The sequence below is a fragment of the Kamptonema sp. UHCC 0994 genome (assembly GCF_029167235.1).
GTDB lineage: Bacteria > Cyanobacteriota > Cyanobacteriia > Cyanobacteriales > Microcoleaceae > Kamptonema.
Window position 1 is genome coordinate 1 of the sequence record NZ_JARFTR010000022.1, and the last position, 22195, is coordinate 22195.

Here is a 22195-nt window from a genome sequence, read left to right on the forward strand (position 1 = left end):
CGCCAGGATGGCGGCGTTACGTAATCCCTAGCCCCTAGCTATACTTTGAGCCGATTAATAAGCTGTCCCACTGTACCTCAAACCGACTCTGGCAAAGGTATAAGCTTGAATCAGGAAACAAGGAGAAAAATAAGATGAATATTATAAGCGATCGCAACCCAGTCGTACTCGTTCACGGCATCTGGGACACCAGCGCCATTTTTAGCCCCATGACAGCATACTTGAACGAGCGGGGTTGGCAAGTCCACAGCCTGGATTTAATCCCTAACGACGGCAGCCTCGGCCTTGAATTCCTCGCCCAGCAACTTGCAGAATTTATTGACACAACCTTTAAGCCAAAACAGCCCTTGGATTTAATCGGCTTCAGCATGGGGGGCATAGTCAGCCGCTACTACGTCCAGCGATTAGGTGGAATTAACCGCGTACAACGCTTCATCACTATTTCTTCTCCTCACTACGGAACCCAAACAGCCTACTCTCGTGGGCTACCTGGATACGTACAAATGCGTCCTGCTAGTAGTTTTTTGCGGGATTTGAATTATGATGCTTCTATGCTACAAGACATTAATTTTACATCAATATGGACTCCTTTTGATGGCATGATTATCCCCGCCCAAAGTTCCCAAATGTCTATAGGTAAAGAGATTAAACAAAACGTTTTGCTTCACCGTCAGATGAGAAGCGATCCCAAGATTTTACAAGCAATAGTTGAAGAACTAGAAGCGCCAATTAAGCAGTTACAAATTCAAAACTTTATTAACGGTTAACTGTTAACGGTTAACTGTTAACGGTTAACTGTTAACGGTTAACTGTTAATCAAGCTTAGGCAAGTGTTTTTTGCCCGAATGCTTCGCCCTTCCAGGGTTTGAAAACACGCCCTAGTCCCTAGCTATAACAATTGAAAAATGAACAGCAATTCCGACCGTAACCCAGTACTGCTAATTCACGGAATCTTCGTCAACTCAAGCGTTTTCCGCAAAATGTCTGCTTACTTAACTAGCTTAGGTTGGCAAGTATATAGCTTCAATCTCACTACCAATTACGGTAATGTCGGTCTTGATGAATTAGCTGGCAGAGTAGCAGATTATGCAGATAAAACCTTTGGCTTAGAACAGAAATTCGATCTAGTTGGCTTAAGCATGGGCGGTCTAGTTAGTCGCTATTATGTACAGCGATTAGGTGGCATTAACAGAGTGCAAAGGTTTATAGCTATCTCTGCCCCTAATAACGGTACTTGGATGGCCTATTCTCTTTGGGGAAAAGGTTGCGTACAGATGCGCCCTAAAAGTGCCTTTATTGAAGAATTAAATCGGGATGTTTCTATGCTCGACCAGCTAAATTTTACCTCAATCTGGACAGATTGGGATTTCATCATTGTTCCAGCTACTAGCTCGAAAATGCCAGTGGGTACAGAGTTAAAATTACCGATTTTTGCTCATGGCAATATGGTAAGAGACAGAAAAAGTTTAGAGGCGGTTGCTGAAGCATTGGCAGCACCAATTAAACCGCATCCCCAACTTGATCGTATTCACTATAACCAAAAATCGCCTCAGTTTCGCGGTAATATTTAAACTCTAGTATGTTGTCAAAGGGATCTATTAAAAAGAAAGTGCGATGTTCTGTAGGTAAACCAACAAATCGCAGTTTAGGTTGTTGATAGAATTGTAATCCCTTTTGTTGCGATCGCTCTAACAATGCTTCCCAGTCAGCCTCTGAGGTAAAAACTAAGCCAAAGTGCCTCGGATAGATACCGCGTTGGGGCGTTAGGGGTTCGTGGCTGACGTGGGCGACGATTTGATGACCGCAAAGACCTAAAATTAGGGAATTAGGGCTTTCGCGACCGATTTCGCAGCCTAAGCCATCACCGTAAAAGGCTTTTGTCTGGGCAATATCGGCAACGGGGAAGGCGAGATGGAATATAACTTGGTTCATAATTAGGTGGATTTGTCAAAATGCAGAACTCGGAATTCCTCTTTAATTATTCATTTTTATTCAATCCTTGGCTGGTGGCGATCGCACTAAATACAGTTTTACTCGCGATCGTCTCGATTTCTCCCAAAAAGTTACTCACCCCAGCAGGAATATTTCACGCTTGGCTGTTAGGGGTTCTGATTTGGGGCTGTTTGGGTTGGCGGGGATATGTGGTGGTAATGTTTTATTTTCTAGTCGGATCTGCCGTTACTCGTATCGGCTTAGCGCAAAAAGAAGCCGAAGGTATTGCCGAAAAGCGTTCCGGCGCTAGAGGGCCGGAAAATGTTTGGGGTTCTGCTCTTACCGCCGCTCTTTGCGCCTTGGGCGCGTTCATCGTTGGTATCTTGCCCCCCTCTTACCCAGGGGATTTTAAGGGGGTTATTGCCCTATTAATGTTAGGCTACGTGGCTAGTTTTAGCACTAAGCTTTCGGATACTTGCGCTAGTGAAATCGGCAAAGCTTATGGTAAGCGGACTTTTCTGATTACTACGCTGCAACCCGTACCCAGAGGGACAGAAGGGGCGGTAAGTTTAGAGGGGACGTTGGCGGGGGTTGTGGCTTCAGTGGCGATCGCACTTCTGGGCTGGGTAGTTGGGTTGATTGACTTGACAGGATTAGTATTTTGTGCGATCGCTGCTTTTGTTGCTACTAATATAGAGAGTGTAATTGGTGCAACGTTGCAATCGAAATTTGATTGGTTAACTAATGAAGTGGTGAATATTTTCAATACTTTGATTGGCGCGATCGTTGCTGTGTTATTAGCCTTGGTCTGGAGTTATAGCAACCGCTAAGGCGGTTAGGGGCGCTATAGCTAGGGGAAGAAGGGGCGCTTAGATTAGGGGCGCTATAGCTAGGGAAGAATGGAAGAAGGAAGAAGGGAAGAAGGGAAGAAGGGAAGAAGGGAATAGAATCAATGGTTTCAGCAATCGATCCTGTCCCGCATCGCCTCTACCACCTACCACCTGCTATATCTAGGTGAATCGACCCCTAGAAGGATGGTAAAATATGGATGGTAAAATACTATAAAAATTGTAGGTAAGTTCACCGATAGATTTTGTCACCGCTTCTAAAAACCTACAGAAATCTGTAAATCAAACTTAGCGGTCTATGTTTTGCCTAGAGCAAGTGCTATATGCTTCCTGATTGCTCAGGTTGGCCTACTCTTCCCAGTTAGAGATTGCTTGATTAGCAAAGGACTTGAAATATTTGGTTTTTTTGACGATCAGTTTGTGCCAAGTGTTTTTCTGTGGTTTTCACACCCAGTAAGCTTTATTCTTCCCGCACTAATCAAGCGTTCCCCCAGTCTATCACAATTATTGTTGGTTTTCGCCAAATTCTTAGAAAGCCTAGATAAACCTACGTATTTTGGCAACTGCCAAAAACCCTAGATTATCTCGCTCAACCTACCCTTTCCAACCGATAATTGTTATCCACCATCCCTGTATCCGAATTTAAGACTAGCTCCAGAGGAATTGTATAATGGTATTAAAAGAGCAGCAACCACCTGAGTCAAATAAATCAATTAATTCGGATGCAAAACCTGCGGAAAATTCGCTGTGTGATGCTGCGGGACAAGTGGTAGCAGGAATCGGAGATGCGATCGCGCAAGCTACATCGCAAGCAGGAAAAGCAGGGGCGATCGCTACAGAAGCAATTGGTACAGCCGCAACTACCGCAGCGAAACAAACTCAGGATTTGTTAGATTTCGCTACCGAAGAAGCAGGAAAATTGCTGGCAATAGTGGGTGATAACCCTGTACTCAAACAAGTTATCAAGGTTTTCAAGGCTGATTGGCTGCTGAGTTTAGTTGGATCTGTGGATATCGCAAGTGCGGAGGCTGCTGTCAAAAAGTTGCAGCAGGAATATCCACAGGAAAGTCCAAGCGCGATCGCTCACCGGATTATGGTGGAGAAAGCTGTTTATGCTGGGGGAATTGGCCTAGTTAGTAGCGTTTTGCCAGGAGTGGCGGTGGCGCTACTGGCGGTGGATTTGGTGGCGACGACGCAGTTACAAGCAGAAATGCTTTATCAAATTGCGGCGGCTTATGGGATGGATTTGCACTCTCCAGCGCGGCGAGGAGAGGTTTTCGGGATTTTTGGGCTGTCCTTGGGAGGTTCCGAAGCGCTGAAGGCGGGTTTGGGATTGCTGCGAAATGTGCCTCTGGCGGGGATGGCGATCGGTGCGAGCACGAATGCAGTTATGCTTTATACACTAGGGTATGCAGCTTGTCGGTTTTATGAGGCGAAGGTGAATCCTTTGACATCGCCAGCGGTGGCCGAGGAAATTCAAAGGGAAAGTGAGGAATATTTGACAGTCGCGATCGCGCAACAAGCGATTATGGATCAGATTTTAGTCCATCAGATTTTGGCAAGTTATCCTGATAAATCGTGGTCAGATATTTTGCCAGAATTGCAAGAGTTAAATTTAACACCGGTAACGCTGGAGGCGATCGCTGCTAATATTCAGTCACCTATGCCTTTGGATCAACTTTTAGAACAGCTTAACCGCGACTATGCAATGGCAATGCTAGCTAGATGCTACACAATTTCTCAGCTAGATTGCGTGGTAACGGAGGAAGAACAGAAGCTGATGGTGGCGATCGCATCTAAGTTTAATATTGACTTAAAGGCAGTTGAAGAGGCTGTAAAAGCTGACTTAACTAGCAGCGATCGCGTTTAAAACTTGGTAATTAGTAAAAAGTTGCGATCGGCTACTATAATCAAAATGCTTCCCTGGCAAAAGCTGCACCGCAACTAAATAGCGATCGTAGCCAAAACTTCTGCCCCAACCTCTAGAAGCGCTAAAATCCACCATAAGTCAATAGCAACCCGATCTTTAAAATATGCCTAGAACTCAACGCAACGATAACTTTATCGATAAAAGCTTTACAGTGATGGCAGATATCATTCTCAAGATTCTGCCGACTAATAAAAGAGCAAAGGAAGCCTTTGCTTATTACCGTGATGGTATGTCTGCTCAAGCAGATGGAGAATATGCCGAAGCGCTGGATAATTATAATGAAGCTCTGACTCTAGAGGATGACCCTTACGATCGCGGCTATATTCTCTATAATATGGGACTGATCCACGCTAGTAATGGCGAACACGATCGAGCTTTAGGCTATTATGCTCAGGCGATCGATCTCAATCCCCGGATGCCGCAAGCACTGAATAATATTGCTGTAATTTACCATTACAAAGGGGAAAGAGAAAAAGAAGCTGGTAACGAAGAAGCAGCAGAAGAGTTGTTTGACAAGGCTGCTGAATACTGGAAGGAAGCGATCAGACTTGCGCCCAATAATTACATTGAAGTGCAAAATTGGCTCAAAACTTCTGGGCGATCGCAGATTGATGTATACTTCTAAATCTTGTTAGTGGTTGGTGGTTAGTTGTTAGTTGTCTGTTGTTATATTGGACTTGGCGGTTGAAACCGCTACTACACAACCAAAGTCCGCCTGCGCGGACTGAAGAAATAAAGAGGGTGTTTAAACCGGATTTTAGTATAACAACTAACCACCACCAACTAACCACTAACCACTAATTACTAACAAATTAAGAATGAAAATTGATAACGAACAAGTGCGTAAAGTTGCTCATCTAGCGAGATTGGAACTAACGCAGGCAGAAGAAGAGCAATTTACGACTCAACTGAGTAGTATGTTGGAGTATTTCGAGCAGTTGAGCGAACTAGATACAACTAACGTCCCACCTACAACAAGAGCGATCGATGTTAGTAACGTGACGCGATCGGATGATTTGGAACCCTTTGCTAATCGAGAAGGAATTTTAGCCGCTGCACCAGAGCAAGATGGCGACTTTTTCAGAGTGCCTAAGATTATCAGTGAAGATTAATTCAGATTCAAACAGTTAACGGTTAACAGTTAACTGTTAACAGTTAACTGTTAACCACCCTTAACCACCCGCTGCTTGGTTTTGCCACCTTCTAGCAAAATCATCTAACTGTTCCTGGCTAACTTGTTGCTGCAACCATTCTAAAGCCTGATTTTGGTGAGGATGCTTCCCAGTGCGATCGTAAAACTTACAAGCATCCGTTAAATTAATCGGTCGTCTTTGAGCTTTGTCAACAAGTCGGCTACGCCACTTATCAGCAAATTCTAATAGTATTTCTTGGGAAAATTGACTTTGCAGCCATTCTAAAGCTTGACGTTGCTGCGAAGATTGATCGTAAGCGCTACAAAAGCTAACTAAATTAAAATTAGCTCCCAATTGAGGAGATGATGTTCCCTGCGGTTGAGCTGACTGAGAATTTTGTTGAGGCAAATTGCTTGCACTTCTAAGCTCAGTTCCCGCACCACAACTCAGACGGCCTTCCAGGTAAGTTGGATATGGTGGGCGACTCCTTATTGGCTCGATTGTTTGGCAGATAATTGATACTGTTACAGGATTATTTTGATCGGCATTTTGCTCTAAAAACACACCTCCTACATAAGTTCTCATGTTCGGATTGCGCGGTTGACCATAAATAATTACTCCTCTGGCAGCGCTATTGCTGAGGATGGGAAAGTCATAATCTGAAGGTGGCTGAATTTTAAATGTCTGCTCTAGTAATTTGGGTTTGTCAGTAAAATTGCCAGTGCTTTTGAAGTAAGTTGCTTGACCCTGAAGCATTTTACTAAGTGCAGATTCGGCTGGGGATTCCGGGGTATTTCTGGATACTTCAATTTGTGGAGTAGGTGATGGAGAAGCAGAAATTTGAGGCTCAATAGATGGTGAAGGTGAAGGCGTAGGTGTTGGCGTTTGAATTGGTGTGGGCCTAGTTGCGATCGGCGGTTCTGGATTGGGTCGCTGCATCACCAACTTATCAATTGGTATGGCTTGAGTCCCGACTATTGTGATAGTTTCGCGAACAATAACAGTCTCGGCTTTTCCATGAATTCCAATCAAACGACCTTGCTCGTCGAGCACTGGGCCGCCGCTCATTCCAGGGAGAGGATCTCCTTTATAAGATATTTCATAACCATCAATGGAATTTTGTCCTCGGCGAGTAATTGGTGCAGGAAAAAAACGAAAATCGCGGGTAGTAACGGACTCGTTGCTGGGATAGCCAGCATAATAGATTGTCATCCCCTCTTTGAGCAGATTCGGATTGCCAATATCGGCAACTTGGTAGTTTTTCTTGCTAGTAAACTGTAATTGGGCTAAATCTACATTGGCTATTTGAGTGCTACGGAGGACTTCATATTTCTGACCATCTATAGTTTGGATTGCATAACTTCCAGCCTTGGCGATCACATGATGCGCTGTCACGACGGTGTAAGTATCGCCTTGCCTATCAACAATTACCCCAGAACCTTTACCATCCTCGCCACCAATAATTACTGTCACCTGCTTGGCAATATCAGCAATTTCTTCTGGCTTCAGGGCCGCTGCTATTTGTTGAAACTGCACAAGAGCGATCGCGCTCCCCATCAAAACAGCCGATAATCTGTACGGAAAAGTCATCTGCTTCACTGCCTCAGCACTGCCGAAATTCTACTAAAAAATACGATCGCAACTAATTCGCCGTCGCTGCTGAGGAAACCAGGGGTTCAAACGTCGCCACTGGAATGCCCCAACTATATTGGCTCATTTTCTCTCGATCCGATTCGCTCGGTTCGGAGCCATCTTGAAACAGATATGGGTCGCCCCAAACTGGATGGGCGTGTACGCCGTTAATCCCTACTAATTCGCCAGCGCGATTGAGCAGGGGGCCTCCGCTCATGCCTTTTTCAACTTCATTAGTGTAACCGATCTGGTAGCCACCTTCTAATGCTTTGTCTAGCACCCATTTTATTTGCCCTGATTTCATTACAAAACCATCTTTAAACCCTTGGGCAGAAAATGGAAATCCGGCAGCAACTACATGAGTTTCTGCTGTGGGTGTTGTTCCCAATTTGGCAACTGGATAATCTGTGTCGGTGGCCACAAATTGCAATAAACCTAAATCATTTCCTTGTAGAGGCTTGGCTGGAGAAATCTTTGTAGCTTCATAGATTTTTCCGTCTGGTGTCAGAATTTGATAGGGGGGATTCCCGGCTTTGATCACGTGGTCGTTGGTCAGAACCGTATAAACTGAGTCTCGTTTATACATTAAAATCCCTGAACCTAACGCTTCTCCTGAAATCACTTTGACAGTGATTGACCGCGCCCGCTGATTTAACTGCGGGGCGGAGAGTTGAATTGGCGGTTGGCCAATCAAAGCTTTAATCTGCGATACCTGTGTTGGCAACGCTATTGATAGACTGCCAACACAGACAACTAGCAGCAATGTGCGCCAATTCACCATCACTATTTCCCTGCGATTCGATCGAAAACACTACCAGTTTATCTGATCGACTATGGCATCTACGTCAACGGAAGCATCGCCATTTTGATCGTAGGTGAGTTTGATCGCCTTCTCGTCGTCGGCGCTCAGGTAAATGGGGGTCGAAGATGCGCCGGCGCGAGTATTAAGTAGGCGATCGAGGACTGCATTGGCATTAGTGCCGGCTGGTAGCGTAATCAGCACTGTGTTGCTGGAACAAGAAGTGTTCCTGTTGCTGGCAGCGCAGATGACTGGTTGACCGCTAACTTTTCCAGCTTTCAGGTGCTTTAGCTGGCCGCTGCTGTTGAAGCGCTCGAATCTGCCGGAAATTTCTTTGCAACGACGTTCTGGTGTCCAGCCAGAAGCGGTGAAATCTTCGTTAGTCCAAATCACCATAGTCATCGGGCCTCTGACGGTGCGGACGACAGTGGCTGGGTTGCCCTTGCTCATGCCGCAGAAAAATTGTCGTCCTGTTTGAGCTTGGCTGGGCTGCGGTAGTGCTGCTGTGCCGATCGCGATCGCGGCTGCTGCTATTGAACCTAAAGATTTAAGTTTTATCAAGATATTCTCCTTGACCTTTTTAAGTCGTGAGTTATTTTTTCTGAAATACAATCAGTAGAATGCACCTTATGTATATATAGAAAATATTCCTCAGTGTTTGTCAAGCAAATTATCGAATTATTTTTTGGAGCTGATAAAAATAGTATTTTTTAGTACATCTTATCTCAAACTTCACAAATCTTCTCCGCACGTATAAATGCCATGTATCAAAAATTACACTGGGCTACATAGAAGTTCGTAATAACGACTTGACTCGTTAATCTTAATTTTGTTTAAAAATTTGATTGGCCGTTAAAATCAAGTCCGTAAATGTTGGGGATTCAATGCGCTCTTGCTCTCTAAATTGGTTGATCTGGTACTCGCCGTCAATCAGTTGGTAGATAGAAATAGTGGGTCGCTTCGGGTTGCCAATATACCGCATTCCTCCTAGTCCTAGATAGTCCACAATCCAATATTCAGGAATACCCATCGCCTCATAGTCAGCAAGTTTTTTGAGGTAGTCATCGCGCCAGTTAGTGCTAACTACTTCAATTGCCAATTTGACTGAGTTGCCCTGCAAAATAGTTGATGATTTTTTCCAGAGTGGTTCCGCTTCTAGCGCAATTTTATCCAAAACAATCAAATCTGGCTGATAACCAGAATCTGCATTTTCCGGTTTAACGAGGTATGTTCTGGGAATGAAATAGCGCACAGCTAAGCGGTCAATTTCTACATTGAGCTTGCGGTTAAGAAAAGCTGTAACTTCTTCGTGGTCGCCAGTTGGATTCATCTCAACAATTACTCCATTGTGCAATTCGTAGCGACCTGTTCCATCTGGATACCACTGCAAAAAATCTTCAAAAGTTAATTGTTTGTCTAAGGCTTGTATCATATAGATTGATTCTGTTATAGCAAAAAGATTAGTTGGGCAAAAAATCTTCATCAAGGCATTCTTCTAGCGTGAATGGTGACTCACTGGGGAAAGTATCAATCGGCAAATTGGTTTCCTTGGCAGCTTGTTTGCGGGCTTTTTGGTAGCAACTATCAAAGACTTCTGGAAAATAGGATCTTAAGCTAGGACTCTCCTCAAACGCATCTTCTAAACGGATGCGATGTTCTTCAATTGTATCAAGCCAACTCTGAGAGCGTTTTGTTGATTGATATTTATAGTTTAATAAGTGCATCAATATAATTCGGAGATTGCTCCTCAGCGCATCCTTCTGTCTTCGGCTCATGTCTTCCACTTCTTCGATCAGATTTTCCATATCAAGTTCTGAAAATTTTCCTTCTCGCAAAAGCTTGGCGACTTCCTCGGCCCACAAGCAGAAGTCGCGCTCATAAAGTGTTGAAATGCGAGCAACTGATTGAGAAGTTGTCATATCACTCTCCTCCTATAGCTAAGTATTCGATCGTGCCAAAGCTTGCAAGTATTTAAACTTGCGACCAAAAGTATTAAGGATTTCTATTTTGATAGATTATAACTTTATGGGCGGTACAGGATTTGAACCTGTAACATCCTGCGTGTAAAGCAGGCGCTCTACCGTTGAGCTAACCGCCCGATTTGACTAAGTAAAACTAATCATAGCAGACTGTAAAATCAAAAGCAATCACTCAGGGCAAATTTTCGCTAAAAATTTCCCGTCCCATCCCCAAACCCTTATCCTCCATGCCTTCTGGTCGAACCCATGATAGCATCACCCTGTGGAGCTTGCCCTTTGTGGCGGGCCTAACTTTTGGGCAGACTCAGAGTGGCAACCTAACTCTGCTGGTTTCTGGCGGCTTCTTATTTGGCGGCCTGATGTTCGGCCCCGACTTAGATATCTACTCCTGCCAGTATCAACGCTGGGGTTGGCTGCGGTGGCTGTGGTTGCCATACCAAAAAAGCCTCCGTCATCGTTCTTTGCTATCTCACGGCCCTTTAATCGGTACTGCGTTGCGAATATTGTACCTGGCTACTTGGCTCGCAGTCTTAGGAATCGTCGGCATCCAAGTGGCTAAAATCTTTTGGGGTTTACAGTGGAATTGGGATGAATTTGTCAGGTTGATGTTGCGATCGCTCTCCGAACATTATACCGAGTGCTTCGCCCTTTACATCGGTCTCGAATTAGGGGCCATGTCGCATTCCTTAAGCGATTGGAGTGGTTCAGCTTACAAACGCTTCAAAAAGCAAGGATTAAGCGGGTTGCTACCTCCCTCTGCTAAAACAAAGAAACACAGGCGTAAATCTCCTCGCCGCACTAGCAAATCTAAATTTTAAACTATCAATATGTCTAATTCTACTACACCCAATGCTGCTGCATTAATAGCAATTCAACAGTTAATAGAAGTTGTAGCCCAATTGCGATCGCCCGACGGTGGTTGTCCTTGGGATTTAGCACAAACTCCCGAAAGTTTAACTCCCTACGTAATTGAAGAAGCTTATGAAGTTGTGGATGCAATTCGCAGCGGCGATCGAAAAGCAATTGCGGAAGAATTAGGGGATTTATTATTACAAGTTATTCTACAAGCTCAAATTGCCAGCGAGTCAAATCAATTCTCACTCACTGAAATTGCTAACGGTATTACCGAAAAGTTAATTAGAAGGCATCCTCATGTTTTTGGGGATGGTAGGGGCGATAACCCCGCAATCGCCCCTCTAAGCGTTGATGAAGTTCACCAAAACTGGGAACAAATCAAAGCAGCGGAAAAAGGAGAAACGTTAGAAAATACTTCTCTATCATCTAAACTTAGTCGAATTGCCAGAACTCTGCCTCCGATTTCTGCTACAATGAAAATCTCTAAAAAAGCTGCTGCTGTTGGCTTCGAGTGGGAGAATATTGAGGGAGTTTGGGATAAATTTAGGGAAGAAATAGCAGAGTTTGAATATGCTATTGAACATGAAGATAAAGCTCGCCAAGAGTCAGAATTAGGCGATATTATGTTTGCCTTAATTAATGTTGCACGGTGGTATGACTTAGATCCATCGATAGCTTTGCAGGAAACTAATCATCGGTTTGTTAAGCGATTTAGTCAAGTCGAAGCAGCTTGCGATCGCCCCATTTCAGATTATACCATTGAAGAATTAGAAAAATTATGGCAGAATGCTAAAGCTTTACTTGCTAAGCAAAAAAATGATGGTGTTGGGGAAACAGAATAGTCGCAGAATTATTCTAATTTATTAACTTCAATATCTTATCCTTAACCTGAAATGATTAGCGATCGCCTGACCAAATCCCAAAAAACTATACGAATACCCCTGAGATTAGTGCTAATTGTCCCCTTTGTACTGCAAATTGTTGGCGCAGTGGGATTAGTAGGCTATTTGTCCTATCGAAGTGGGCAGCAATCTGTTGAGAAACTGGCAGACGAATTGATGACGGAGACAAGCAATCGGATTAATCAACATCTTGATAGTTATTTGGGGAAAGCCCAGGAAATTAACCGCACGAATGTGGATGCCTTCGAGTCGGGAATTTTGGACTTGAATAATTTTAAAACCCTGGAAAAATACTTCTATCATCAAATGAGCAAGTTGAATTTTGCTTATGTTAACTTTGGCAGTAAAAAGGGAGAATTTATCGGTGCTGGTTATGGGGAGAATAATACGTTGGAAATTGGAGAAATTCCCATATCTGACCTCAGTAAAATCAGCTTTTACTCAGTAGACAATCGGGGTAATCGACTTAGGTTAAAATATACGATTAAAAACCCCCAAACAAATAATGCTGCATGGTACTTAGATGCAGTCAAAGCTGGTAAGACGATCTGGAGTTCTATTTACACTTGGGGAGATTTGCAGAATTACATCAGCATTTCAGCCAGCACTCCCATATATGACACGCAGAAAAAGTTTCTAGGTGTACTCGGTATCGATCTGGAACTATCTCAAATTAGCCGATTTCTGAAAACATTGGATAGTCGGAGATCGGGTTACATTTTCATCATGGAACGTTCAGGGTTAATGGTTGCTAGTTCTACGGATGAATCCCCAGCCCCCATCGTCAATGGCAAAGCTACAAGACTGAAAGCCTTGAATAGTAGCAAACCTGCAATCCGTGATGTAACTAAAGAGTTAATCCGGCAGTTTGGCAGTTTGAAAGCGATCGCTAAACCTCAATTACTCCGCCCCAATCTCAATCAAAAACCTTTTGTCAGAGTTATCCCCTACCGCGATAAATACGGCTTGGATTGGCTGGTAGTAATGGTAATCCCAGAGTCTGAATTTATGGCACAAATTAATGCCAACACCAATACCACAATTTTTCTGTGCCTATTAACTTTAGCGATCGCCACAGGACTAGGAATTATTACCTCCAATTTGATTGCAGCACCGATTCAGCGATTGAGTCAAGCAAGTGGAGCGATCGCTCAAGGGAAATTCAACCAAGCAGTAACCGTAAAAGGAGTTGATGAAATCAAAAATCTCGCTCTATCTTTTAACCAAATGGCTCAACAACTGCAAGAAAATTTTGCCATACTAGAAGCTAAAAATACCGAGTTACAAGAACTAGACCAACTCAAAGATGAATTTCTTGCTAACACTTCTCACGAACTTCGTACTCCTTTAAATGGCATTATTGGCATCGCTGAATCTCTAATTGATGGTGCAACTGGAGAACTACCTCAAACTACACAAGCCAACCTCAAATTAATTGTCTATAGTGGTCGCCGTTTGTCCAGTCTAGTTAACGACATTCTCGACTTTTCTAAACTCAGACATAAGAATTTAGAACTGCAACTAAAACCTGTAGATTTACGAGCAGTTACTAATCTCGTTTTAACCCTTAGTCAACCCTTGATCGCTAATCAAGATTTGGCATTAGTTAACGCTATTCCTGCCGATATTCTTCCCGCCGAAGCCGATGAAGATCGCCTGCAACAAATCCTGCATAACCTGATCGGTAATGCCATTAAATTCACCCTTAAGGGAAGCATAACTATATCAGCCGAAGTAGTAGCTATTGACAGTCAAATAGCAATTACTATCTCCGATACTGGTATTGGGATACCAGAAGATAAATTAGATAGTATCTTTGAATCCTTTGAACAAGGAGAAGGTTCTACCGCCAGAGTTTACGGTGGAACTGGACTCGGACTCGCTGTGACTAAAAAACTGGTGGAATTGCACGGCGGTGTAATTAGCGTTAAGTCTCAAATGGGAGTCGGTTCACAATTTACTTTTACCTTGCCCGTTTCAATCAATAAAGTTGAAAAACCTGCACAAATTAGTGCAATTAAAGATAGAGTTATTCCTGGAATATCAGAACTATTGCTGACAACAGATAACCAACAATTCACAAATACTCAGGCAGACATAAAAATTTTAATTGTTGATGATGAACCGGTGAATCTTCAGGTACTTGTTAATATACTATCTTTACAGAACTATGCAATCTATCAAGCTAGAAATGGGGAAGAAGCTCTATCATTAATTGAGGAAGGTTTGAAGCCAGACATTATTTTACTAGATGTGATGATGCCGAAAATGACTGGTTATGAAGTGACGCAAAAACTGCGCGAACGCTTTGTTTCGACGGAACTTCCCATTTTACTATTAACAGCTAAAACCCAAGTTCAAGATATTGTCACTGGCTTAAATTCCGGGGCTAATGATTATCTAAGCAAACCTGTTGCCAAAGATGAATTACTTGCCCGTATTCGCACCCAAATTAATATTTCTCGCCTGATATCTGAAAATCTCCGGATGGGTGCTGAGTTAGAAGTAACACTAAAACTGCAACAGATGATCTTACCAAAGCAGTACGAACTAGAAGCAATTGATGGTTTAGAAATAGCTGGATTTATGGAACCAGCAGATGAAGTTGGTGGCGACTACTATGACGTGCTACAACATAATGGAAGTGTCAAAATTGGCATCGGCGATGTGACGGGACATGGGTTAGAAGCTGGAATGTTAATGTTGATGGCGCAAACGGCTGTCAGAACTCTCCTAGAAAGTGAAGAAACCGAATCTGTGAAATTTTTAGATGTTATCAACCGGACACTTTATGGCAATATCCAACGTATGGATTCTGCTAAAAACATGACATTGGCTTTAGTAGACTACGCTAATGGAGTGATGAAATTGAGCGGTCAGCATGAGGCAATGATTATTGTCCGCTCTGATGGCAAAGTAGAGATGATTGATACGATTAATCTTGGCTTTCCGATTGGTTTAGAGGAGAATATAGCTGAATGGGTTGCTGAAGAGAAAATTTGTTTAAACCAGGGGGATGTGGTTGTGTTATATACAGATGGGATAACTGAAGCCGAAAATATTAATAAAGAGTTATATGGCTTAAATCGCCTAATTGAAGTAGTCGAAAATAACTATCATCATTCGGCTGAAGATATTAGAAATACTGTGATTTATTCGGTGCGGCAACACATTGGGATTCAGCAAGTATTTGATGATATTACTTTGGTGGTTTTGAAACAGAAATAGTAGGCTTAAGTAGTCGGACATAAATAAACGCTTATACAACTTTTAGGGTGGGCGCTACGATCGCCTTATGCCATCAACGGAATACAATTGTCGCAGCGCCCACCCCACTGCTAGTTATGGGGTAATAGTAGCAAGTGAAACTGCTTTCTGAAGCGCCTCTGTGCGATTTACAAAAAAGTTTTCAGTTCCCACAACTTGAGTAATGCCAAATTTATCTAGGCGTTGCTGTACCTTGCCTGCGGCACCGACAATGAAGATTTTACGACCTTGTTCGATGGTATCTTTAATGGCATTTTCGATAGCCATAGATGCCGTTACTCCCATCATTGGAACATCACTAAGATCCAGTACCACAACATCGCAATTATTGATGGCATTGTGTTCGCGGGAAATTGCTTTTGAGACTCCAAAAATCATTGGACCACTCAGGTAAAATAACAGTACCCGTCCCTTGGCGATATCTAATAATTCCTTTTCTTCAGGAGAGAGAAGAATGTTATCATCGTTATCGCTAATCACTTTAACTTCTTTGGAGCGCAACTCGCTGAGACTGTCAATTGTGAGGATATTGGCAATGAACACTCCAACCCCAACAGCGACAATTAAATCAACAAACACCGTCAGAAATAAGACTCCATACATAATGATGGAACCCTTAACTGAGACATTATGGGAGCGCTTTAAAAAGCTCCAATCTAAAATGTCAATCCCCACTTTCAGGGCAATTCCTGCTAAAACTGCCATCGGAATTGGTTCGGTGAGTTTTGCTGCACCCAAGACTACAACTAATAGCACCAAAGCACGAGTTAATCCAGATAAGGCTGTTTTTGCACCAGTTTGAATGTTTACCACTGTACCCATTGTCGCCCCTGCACCGGGCAAACCACCGCAGATTCCTGAAACTAAATTGGCAATTCCTTGACCAATTAATTCTTTATTAGAATCGTGTTCTGTGCGGGTCAAACTGTCGGCAATCACTGCGGTTAACAGTGTATCAATACAACCCAAAATTCCTAACATCACACCATTTACAAAAATGGTGGTAGTTTGTGCTGCTGTAAAAGTTGGTATTTGTAAAGTTGGTAATCCAATTGGAATTTCACCAATCCGGCGAATATCTGCATTTCCAAATAACGTCAGTGAAACAATTGTACCTACAATTAGAGCTATTAATTGTGGTGGTACATAGCGTTTGATTTGTTTGGGCATCAAAAAGATGATTGCCACCGTCATCAACCCTAAAATTGTCTCAATTGGATCGATATTGCTAACCAATTGGGGGAGATTGTTCAATATTCCCAACACGCCACCTTTGGGGCTGGCTTGTCCCAAGAATGGTGCAATTTGCAGGATAATTAGAATCACTCCAATCCCTGACATAAAGCCAGAAATTACGCTGTAGGGCATCAACGTAATATATTTACCAAGTCGAAAAATTCCAAAAATAATTTGGAAAATTCCGGCTAACATTACGCAGGTAAAAGCCATTGCCAAGCCCGTTTTTGGATCGCTGGCGGCAATCATAGAACCCACGATTGCAGTCATCACCACTGTCATCGGGCCCGTGGGTTCAGAAATTAGAGTGGGGGTTCCGCCAAAAAGTGCAGCAAAGAAACCAACACAAACCGCACCATAAAGACCCGCAACGGGCCCGGCACCAGAGGCAACCCCGAAGGCGAGGGCTAGGGGTAGAGAGACAATAGCAGCAGTGACACCACCAAAGATGTCACCTTGAAGATTTCGGAAATGAATCTTATTGGTAATTTGCATCTTCTACAAGTAAAAGTAGTTAACCCAGAAATTTTAGAGAAATGAAATATTGCGGGTTTGAGTTGAATGAGTACAGAATGGCTAATTTCTGGTACTAGATAACCAATTCAAACCTGCTATAGAATATCACTTCTGTATATTTATAAACTTTACACCAATTGTTGCTCACTAAAGGAAAAGGATCGGAATAATTTATCTGGCAGTAAATAATTCATCAACTGCGGCAGTCCCTAAATCGATAGAGTTATACTTCATCATAAGTTCCAGTGTCATATTCCTTGCGCCCCTATGAGCACCACCCGCAAATTCCGCCTCCGCACGGCCCTAGTAGTGCCCTTTGTCTTACAAATAGCTGTGGCTGTTGGACTTGTTGGCTATCTTTCCTTCCGCAACGGGCAGAAAGCCGTCAACAATGTTGCCAGTCAGTTGCGACGTGAAGTAGTCGCCCGCGTCCAAGTTCACCTAAGAAGTTACTTGGCTCAACCTCATTTAATTCAGCAAATTCATATCAATACTATTCGTCAACAATTACTAGATCCTAGTAATTTCGATCAAATGGAGCGTTATTTTTGGTTACAAAGTCAATCCCTTGATACAAATATTGGAACGATGGCTTTTGCAAATTCTAAAGGTGAATTTGTAGGAGCTAATAGATCGGAAAAATATACAGTTGTAGCCAATGAAATAACAGGTAATACTATCCGTAGATATGCGGTAGATAATCGAGGCGAACGCCTCAAACTAATTCGCGAAAAACCTAATTATGATGCTCGGACTCGCGACTGGTATAAAGCTGGTGTTAGTGCCGGGAGACCAACTTGGAGTACGATTGAACCATCAGCATTAGGTAAAAGGCTGGATCTTTCAGCCGTATCTCCATTTTACGACAATACAGGAGCGCTTCAAGGTATTTTTCTTACCGATATTTCTTTAGCACAAATTAGTGAGTTTCTCCATAGTTTTACTATTGGTAAATCTGGCAAAATTTTTGTGATTGAACGCAATGGTCTTTTAGTCGCTAGCTCCATTATCAAAGAACCTTTTACTCTCTCTGCTGATGGTAAAATCGAACGGCTTAACGCCGAGAAAATTGGCGATAGTTTAACAAGAAAAACAACTCAATACTTATTAGATAATTTTGGAGAATTAAATAAAATTGATAGTCCTCAACAGATGGAATTTTCACTCAATGGCGAGAAACAATTTCTACAAATTTCACCTTTTAAAGATGAATTAGGTATTTTAGATTGGCTGGTTATTGTTGTTGTGCCAGAATCAGATTTTACAGCAGAGATTGATGCTAACACTCGTACCAGTATTTTACTGTGTATTGCGACTTTAATTGTAGCAATTATTGTCGGTATTCTTACGGCGCGTTGGATTACCCGCCCGATTCTCAAAATTTCTCAAGCATCGGTCGAAATTGCCACAGGTAAGTTAGGGCAACAGGTGGAAACTACTAATATTATTGAAATCGAAAAACTGGCAAATTCATTCAATAGTATGGCAAAGCAACTACAAGCATCTTTTACCGCCCTAGAGAACCAAAATGAAGAGTTAAAAGACCTCGACAAACTCAAAAATGAATTTCTTGCTAATACTTCTCACGAACTTCGTACACCTCTTAATGGAATTATTGGTATTGCTGAATCTCTGATTGATGGTGCAACTGGAGAACTCCCCCAAACTACACAATCTAACCTAGCTTTAATTGCTTCTAGCGGTCGCCGTTTAGCTAATTTAGTTAATGATATTCTTGACTTTTCAAAACTCCGGCACAATAACTTAGAATTGCAACTGAAACCTGTAGATTTACGAGCAGTTACTAATATAGTTTTAACGCTTAGTAAGCCTTTGGTTGGTCAAAAAGATTTACAATTAATCAATGCTATTTCTGGTGATTTTCCCCCCGCAGCCGCCGACGAAGATCGCTTGCAACAAATACTGCATAATCTTGTAGGTAATGCTATTAAATTTACCCCTTATGGTACTGTTACAGTGTCCGCAGAAGTGGTAACTGAACCTGAACAATTACCAATTACTGATTACCAATTAGCTATTACCGTTTCCGATACCGGAATTGGCATTCCACCAGATAAATTTGACAGGATATTTGAATCCTTTGAACAAGCAGAAGGCTCTACGGCTAGAGAATATGGTGGTACAGGATTAGGACTAGCTGTAACCAAACAATTGGTGGAATTGCACGGAGGTAGAATTACTGTTAAATCTCAACTGGGAGTTGGTTCCCAGTTTACTTTTACCTTGCCATTATCTACCGATCGAGCTGAATCTAAGCCAGAAATAAATTTAATGAGCAAAAAAAATTCAGATTTAGAATTATTAACATCAATAACCAGTCAAAAGTTAGATCAAAAAGTCAATAACGAAAAACAATTTAAAATTTTAATTGTTGATGATGAACCGATTAATCGTCAGGTACTTATTAACAATCTTTCTCTGTACAATTACGCCATTACTGAAGCGAGTAACGGACAAGAAGCTTTAGAGGTAATGGAAAGTGGTTTTATTCCAGACTTGATTTTACTTGATTTGATGATGCCCAAAATGACGGGTTATGAAGTGTGTCAAAAAATTCGCGATCGCTTTCCCGCTTATGAATTACCAATTGTGATGCTAACTGCTAAAAATCAAGTGAATGATATAGTAGAGGGATTTGAATCAGGCGCTAATGATTATCTCTGTAAACCTATTCAAAAACAGGAAATGTTAGCCAGAATCAGAACTCATATTTCGATTACGCAACTAACTTTAGCCTATGGGCGATTTGTCCCCCGTAACTTTCTAAGATTTTTAGGAAAGGAAAGCATTATTGATGTGCAAATTGGCGACCAAGTACAGCAAGAAATGACGGTAATGTTTTCTGACATTCGCTCATTTACCACCTTGTCAGAAGCGATGACACCGCAAGAAACATTTAATTTTATCAACTCTTATCTTAGTCAAGTTAGCCCTGTGATTCGACAAAATAAGGGATTTATTGATAAATATATTGGGGATGCAATTATGGCTTTATTTCCTGAGTCGGCAAATAATGCGGTACAGGCCGCCATTGCTATGCAAAAACAAGTAGTAATTTACAATCAACAAAGGCAACAGCAAGGTCAAGTTCCAATTGCGATTGGTATTGGTTTACACACAGGTAAATTAATGCTCGGTACGATTGGTGAATCTGAACGGATGGAAACTACAGTAATTGCTGATGCGGTGAATTTAGCTTCACGTTTGGAAGGTTTAACTAAGGTTTATGGAGCCGGAATTTTAATCAGTCATAATACTCTCTGTTGTCTTGACTATACTCAAGAACAATGCTTTAGATTTTTAGATCGGGTGATGGTAAAAGGGAAAAAATTAGCCGTTGCTGTTTTTGAAGTTTATGATGGAGATGAACCAGAACAAAAGCGATTAAAGCATCAAACTCAGGCACGTTTTGAAGTGGCGGTATTTCTCTACTATCAACAACAATTTCAGGAGGCGAAACACATATTTCAGGAGGTTTTACAGATTAATCCTCGCGATAAAGCGACGATGGTTTACATCAAGCGTTGTGAGAAATATCAACAGTATGGAGTCCCCGAAGGATGGGAAGGAATAGAAGCTTTAAGTGAGAAGTAATCTGCTACTAGAGGTGGAAGTTGATATAAAGTTAGCACAACCTGTTAGGAGGTAATACTATAATGCTAACTATCGCATCTCAAAACTTAACATCATGCTGTATTGGTGTAATAACCGATCCGCGATCGCAGCTTAGATATTTTTGATTTATTTGAGGAATTAAATTTATGACCGTTAACAAAACACCCCGCAAATTTCGCCTCCGTACCGCTCTGGTTGCGCCCTTTGTTTTACAAATTGTGACTGCGGTTGGTTTGGTGGGCTATCTCTCCTTCCGCAATGGTCAACAAGCAGTAAATGATGTAGCTACTCAGTTGCGGAATGATACTAACGATCGCATTAAGCAAAATCTAACTTATCTGCTTGCTATTCCCTTTCAATCCTTTGAAACCTATGATGCAGCCCTGAGCCAAAACCGCATCGATCTTAATAATGGGAGAGACGTAGAGAAGTTTCTATGGGGACAACTCCCTGCCTTTCCCCTTGTTGCTGCCGCAGCTTTTGTTACCCCCAATCAGGAGTTTTTTGCTGGTGAGCGGCAGGATGATGGCGAGATCGTCATCCGTACTTCGGAGGTAGAAAATAACCATACTTTGACTACCTATACCACCAGTCCAAAGGGGGAACGCCGGAAAATTATCAACGCCGGGAAACCTAACTTTGACCCCCGCAACCGCCCCTACTATAAAATTCCAGTGCAGCAAAAGCAAGCTGTTTGGGCAAAACTGTATCCTCACATTACAGGTAAATACCTATACATTGCGGCGAGCAAACCCATATATACCCAGACTGGAGATCTCCAAGGAGTGTGGATGACAAGCTTAAATCTGGTAATGTTTGGGGATTTTTTAAGCAAACTTAAAATCGGTAAAACTGGGCAAAGTTTTATTCTGGAACGTTCTGGAGAAATGATTGCCACTTCTACAGGGGAAAAGCCCTTTCAATATTACCCAGATAAGGTTGTCCAACTGCCAGAGCAAAAAGTTGAACGACTCAACGTTGTCAATAGTAGCAATGCTATCACCCAAAAAGCGAGTCAAGCTTTGCTAGAGCAGTTTCATGATTTTCAAAATATCCAAGCATCTCATCAACTGAAATTTACCGTCGATGGTAAAAATTATTTCGTCCAAGTCGATCCTTTTCGAGATAGTAAAGGTATTGACTGGTTGGTGGTGGTGACTATTCCAGAAGAAGACTTTATGGCACAAATTAATGCCAATAATAACAACACAATCCGGCTGTGTTTACTGGCTTTAGGAGTAGCGATCGCCGTTGGCATCTTCACCGCAGGTTTAATTACTAAACCCATTCTTAAATTAACTCAAGCCTCTCAAGAACTTGCCAAAGGAAATCTGGATCGACAGCTAGAAATAAGTGATGCAATCGAAATTGAAGAAATTGAAACCCTAGAACAATCATTCAACAGCATGGCTTCCCAACTCAAAGCATCCTTTAGCACCCTGGAAGCACAAAAAGAAACTTTAGCCGATCAAAATCAAGAACTACATCATCTCGACCAACTTAAAGACGAATTTTTAGCGAATACCTCCC

General features: G+C 42.2%; 19 protein-coding genes and 1 tRNA gene. 11 read left to right on the top strand and 9 right to left on the bottom strand.

Annotation, left to right across the window (positions count from 1 at the left end; translation table 11 throughout):
• Positions 1-134 precede the first annotated feature (134 nt).
• A complete protein-coding gene (locus PY364_RS02290) occupies positions 135-767 on the top strand; it encodes a triacylglycerol lipase (RefSeq protein WP_275520145.1) in 633 nt (210 codons plus the stop codon).
• 138 nt (positions 768-905) lie between these two features.
• Complete coding sequence (locus PY364_RS02295; RefSeq protein WP_275520147.1) at positions 906-1571, top strand: alpha/beta fold hydrolase; 666 nt, start codon at positions 906-908, stop codon at positions 1569-1571.
• Here the strand turns inward: PY364_RS02295 and PY364_RS02300 are convergent.
• A complete protein-coding gene (locus PY364_RS02300) occupies positions 1501-1932 on the bottom strand; it encodes a VOC family protein (RefSeq protein WP_275520149.1) in 432 nt (143 codons plus the stop codon). The genes PY364_RS02295 and PY364_RS02300 overlap by 71 nt on opposite strands.
• A 20-nt stretch (positions 1933-1952) precedes the next feature.
• Between PY364_RS02300 and PY364_RS02305 the strand changes: the two genes are divergently transcribed.
• Both PY364_RS02305 and PY364_RS02310 read left to right on the top strand, forming a co-directional pair.
• Positions 1953-2762: a TIGR00297 family protein gene (locus PY364_RS02305; RefSeq protein ID WP_275520151.1), complete on the top strand. Its 810-nt coding sequence runs from the start codon at positions 1953-1955 to the stop codon at positions 2760-2762.
• A gap of 688 nt (positions 2763-3450) precedes the next feature.
• A complete protein-coding gene (locus tag PY364_RS02310) occupies positions 3451-4650 on the top strand; it encodes a hypothetical protein (RefSeq protein ID WP_275520153.1) in 1200 nt (399 codons plus the stop codon).
• Here PY364_RS02310 and PY364_RS02315 read toward each other — a convergent pair.
• A complete protein-coding gene (locus tag PY364_RS02315) occupies positions 4627-4785 on the bottom strand; it encodes a hypothetical protein (protein WP_275520155.1) in 159 nt (52 codons plus the stop codon). The two genes, PY364_RS02310 and PY364_RS02315, sit on opposite strands and share 24 nt — an antisense overlap.
• A 28-nt stretch (positions 4786-4813) precedes the next feature.
• Between PY364_RS02315 and PY364_RS02320 the strand changes: the two genes are divergently transcribed.
• Together PY364_RS02320 and gatC are read left to right on the top strand one after the other, a co-directional pair.
• Entirely contained in the window at positions 4814-5335 is a 522-nt protein-coding gene (locus PY364_RS02320; RefSeq protein ID WP_275520157.1) for a photosystem I assembly protein Ycf3, read from the top strand.
• Positions 5336-5528: 193 nt separating this feature from the next.
• Positions 5529-5822, top strand: a complete 294-nt coding sequence (gene gatC, locus PY364_RS02325; RefSeq protein WP_275520159.1) for an Asp-tRNA(Asn)/Glu-tRNA(Gln) amidotransferase subunit GatC — start codon at positions 5529-5531, stop codon at positions 5820-5822.
• 60 nt (positions 5823-5882) lie between these two features.
• Here gatC and PY364_RS02330 read toward each other — a convergent pair whose 3' ends face one another.
• From PY364_RS02330 to PY364_RS02355, 6 genes are all read right to left on the bottom strand, one after another.
• Positions 5883-7433, bottom strand: coding sequence for a trypsin-like peptidase domain-containing protein (locus PY364_RS02330; protein WP_275520161.1), 1551 nt, complete (start codon positions 7431-7433; stop codon positions 5883-5885).
• A 52-nt stretch (positions 7434-7485) separates the two neighbouring features.
• Positions 7486-8256 (bottom strand): serine protease, encoded by a 771-nt coding sequence (locus PY364_RS02335; RefSeq protein WP_275520164.1) that lies wholly within the window; start codon positions 8254-8256, stop codon positions 7486-7488.
• 30 nt (positions 8257-8286) lie between these two features.
• Positions 8287-8835 (bottom strand): COP23 domain-containing protein, encoded by a 549-nt coding sequence (locus PY364_RS02340; RefSeq protein WP_275520166.1) that lies wholly within the window; start codon positions 8833-8835, stop codon positions 8287-8289.
• A 262-nt stretch (positions 8836-9097) separates the two neighbouring features.
• The gene (locus PY364_RS02345; RefSeq protein WP_275520168.1) at positions 9098-9706 is read right to left on the bottom strand and encodes a Uma2 family endonuclease; all 609 of its coding nucleotides are present in this window, start codon (positions 9704-9706) and stop codon (positions 9098-9100) included.
• A 28-nt stretch (positions 9707-9734) separates the two neighbouring features.
• Positions 9735-10193 (bottom strand): DUF29 domain-containing protein, encoded by a 459-nt coding sequence (locus PY364_RS02350; RefSeq protein WP_275520170.1) that lies wholly within the window; start codon positions 10191-10193, stop codon positions 9735-9737.
• Between the two features lie 107 nt (positions 10194-10300).
• Positions 10301-10372: transfer RNA gene (locus tag PY364_RS02355), tRNA-Val, on the bottom strand.
• Between the two features lie 108 nt (positions 10373-10480).
• Here PY364_RS02355 and PY364_RS02360 point away from each other — a divergent pair.
• Genes PY364_RS02360 through PY364_RS02370 form a run of 3 tightly spaced genes read left to right on the top strand, consistent with a single transcriptional unit; the run spans position 10481 to position 15238 of the window.
• Positions 10481-11071 carry a metal-binding protein gene (locus PY364_RS02360; RefSeq protein WP_275520172.1) on the top strand — a complete coding sequence of 197 codons (591 nt, stop codon included), beginning with the start codon at positions 10481-10483 and terminating at the stop codon, positions 11069-11071.
• 9 nt (positions 11072-11080) lie between these two features.
• The gene (gene mazG, locus PY364_RS02365) at positions 11081-11950 is read left to right on the top strand and encodes a nucleoside triphosphate pyrophosphohydrolase (RefSeq protein ID WP_275520174.1); all 870 of its coding nucleotides are present in this window, start codon (positions 11081-11083) and stop codon (positions 11948-11950) included.
• A 51-nt stretch (positions 11951-12001) separates the two neighbouring features.
• The gene (locus tag PY364_RS02370) at positions 12002-15238 is read left to right on the top strand and encodes a SpoIIE family protein phosphatase (protein WP_275520175.1); all 3237 of its coding nucleotides are present in this window, start codon (positions 12002-12004) and stop codon (positions 15236-15238) included.
• 114 nt (positions 15239-15352) lie between these two features.
• Here PY364_RS02370 and PY364_RS02375 read toward each other — a convergent pair whose 3' ends face one another.
• Positions 15353-17008 (bottom strand): SulP family inorganic anion transporter, encoded by a 1656-nt coding sequence (locus PY364_RS02375; protein WP_275520177.1) that lies wholly within the window; start codon positions 17006-17008, stop codon positions 15353-15355.
• Between the two features lie 288 nt (positions 17009-17296).
• On the opposite strand from PY364_RS02375, the gene PY364_RS02380 reads away from it, so the two are divergent.
• Both PY364_RS02380 and PY364_RS02385 read left to right on the top strand, forming a co-directional pair.
• The gene (locus tag PY364_RS02380) at positions 17297-20644 is read left to right on the top strand and encodes an ATP-binding protein (RefSeq protein WP_275520179.1); all 3348 of its coding nucleotides are present in this window, start codon (positions 17297-17299) and stop codon (positions 20642-20644) included.
• Positions 20645-20811: 167 nt separating this feature from the next.
• On the top strand, positions 20812-22195 hold a 1384-nt coding region (locus PY364_RS02385; protein ID WP_275520181.1), incomplete at its 3' end, for a cache domain-containing protein.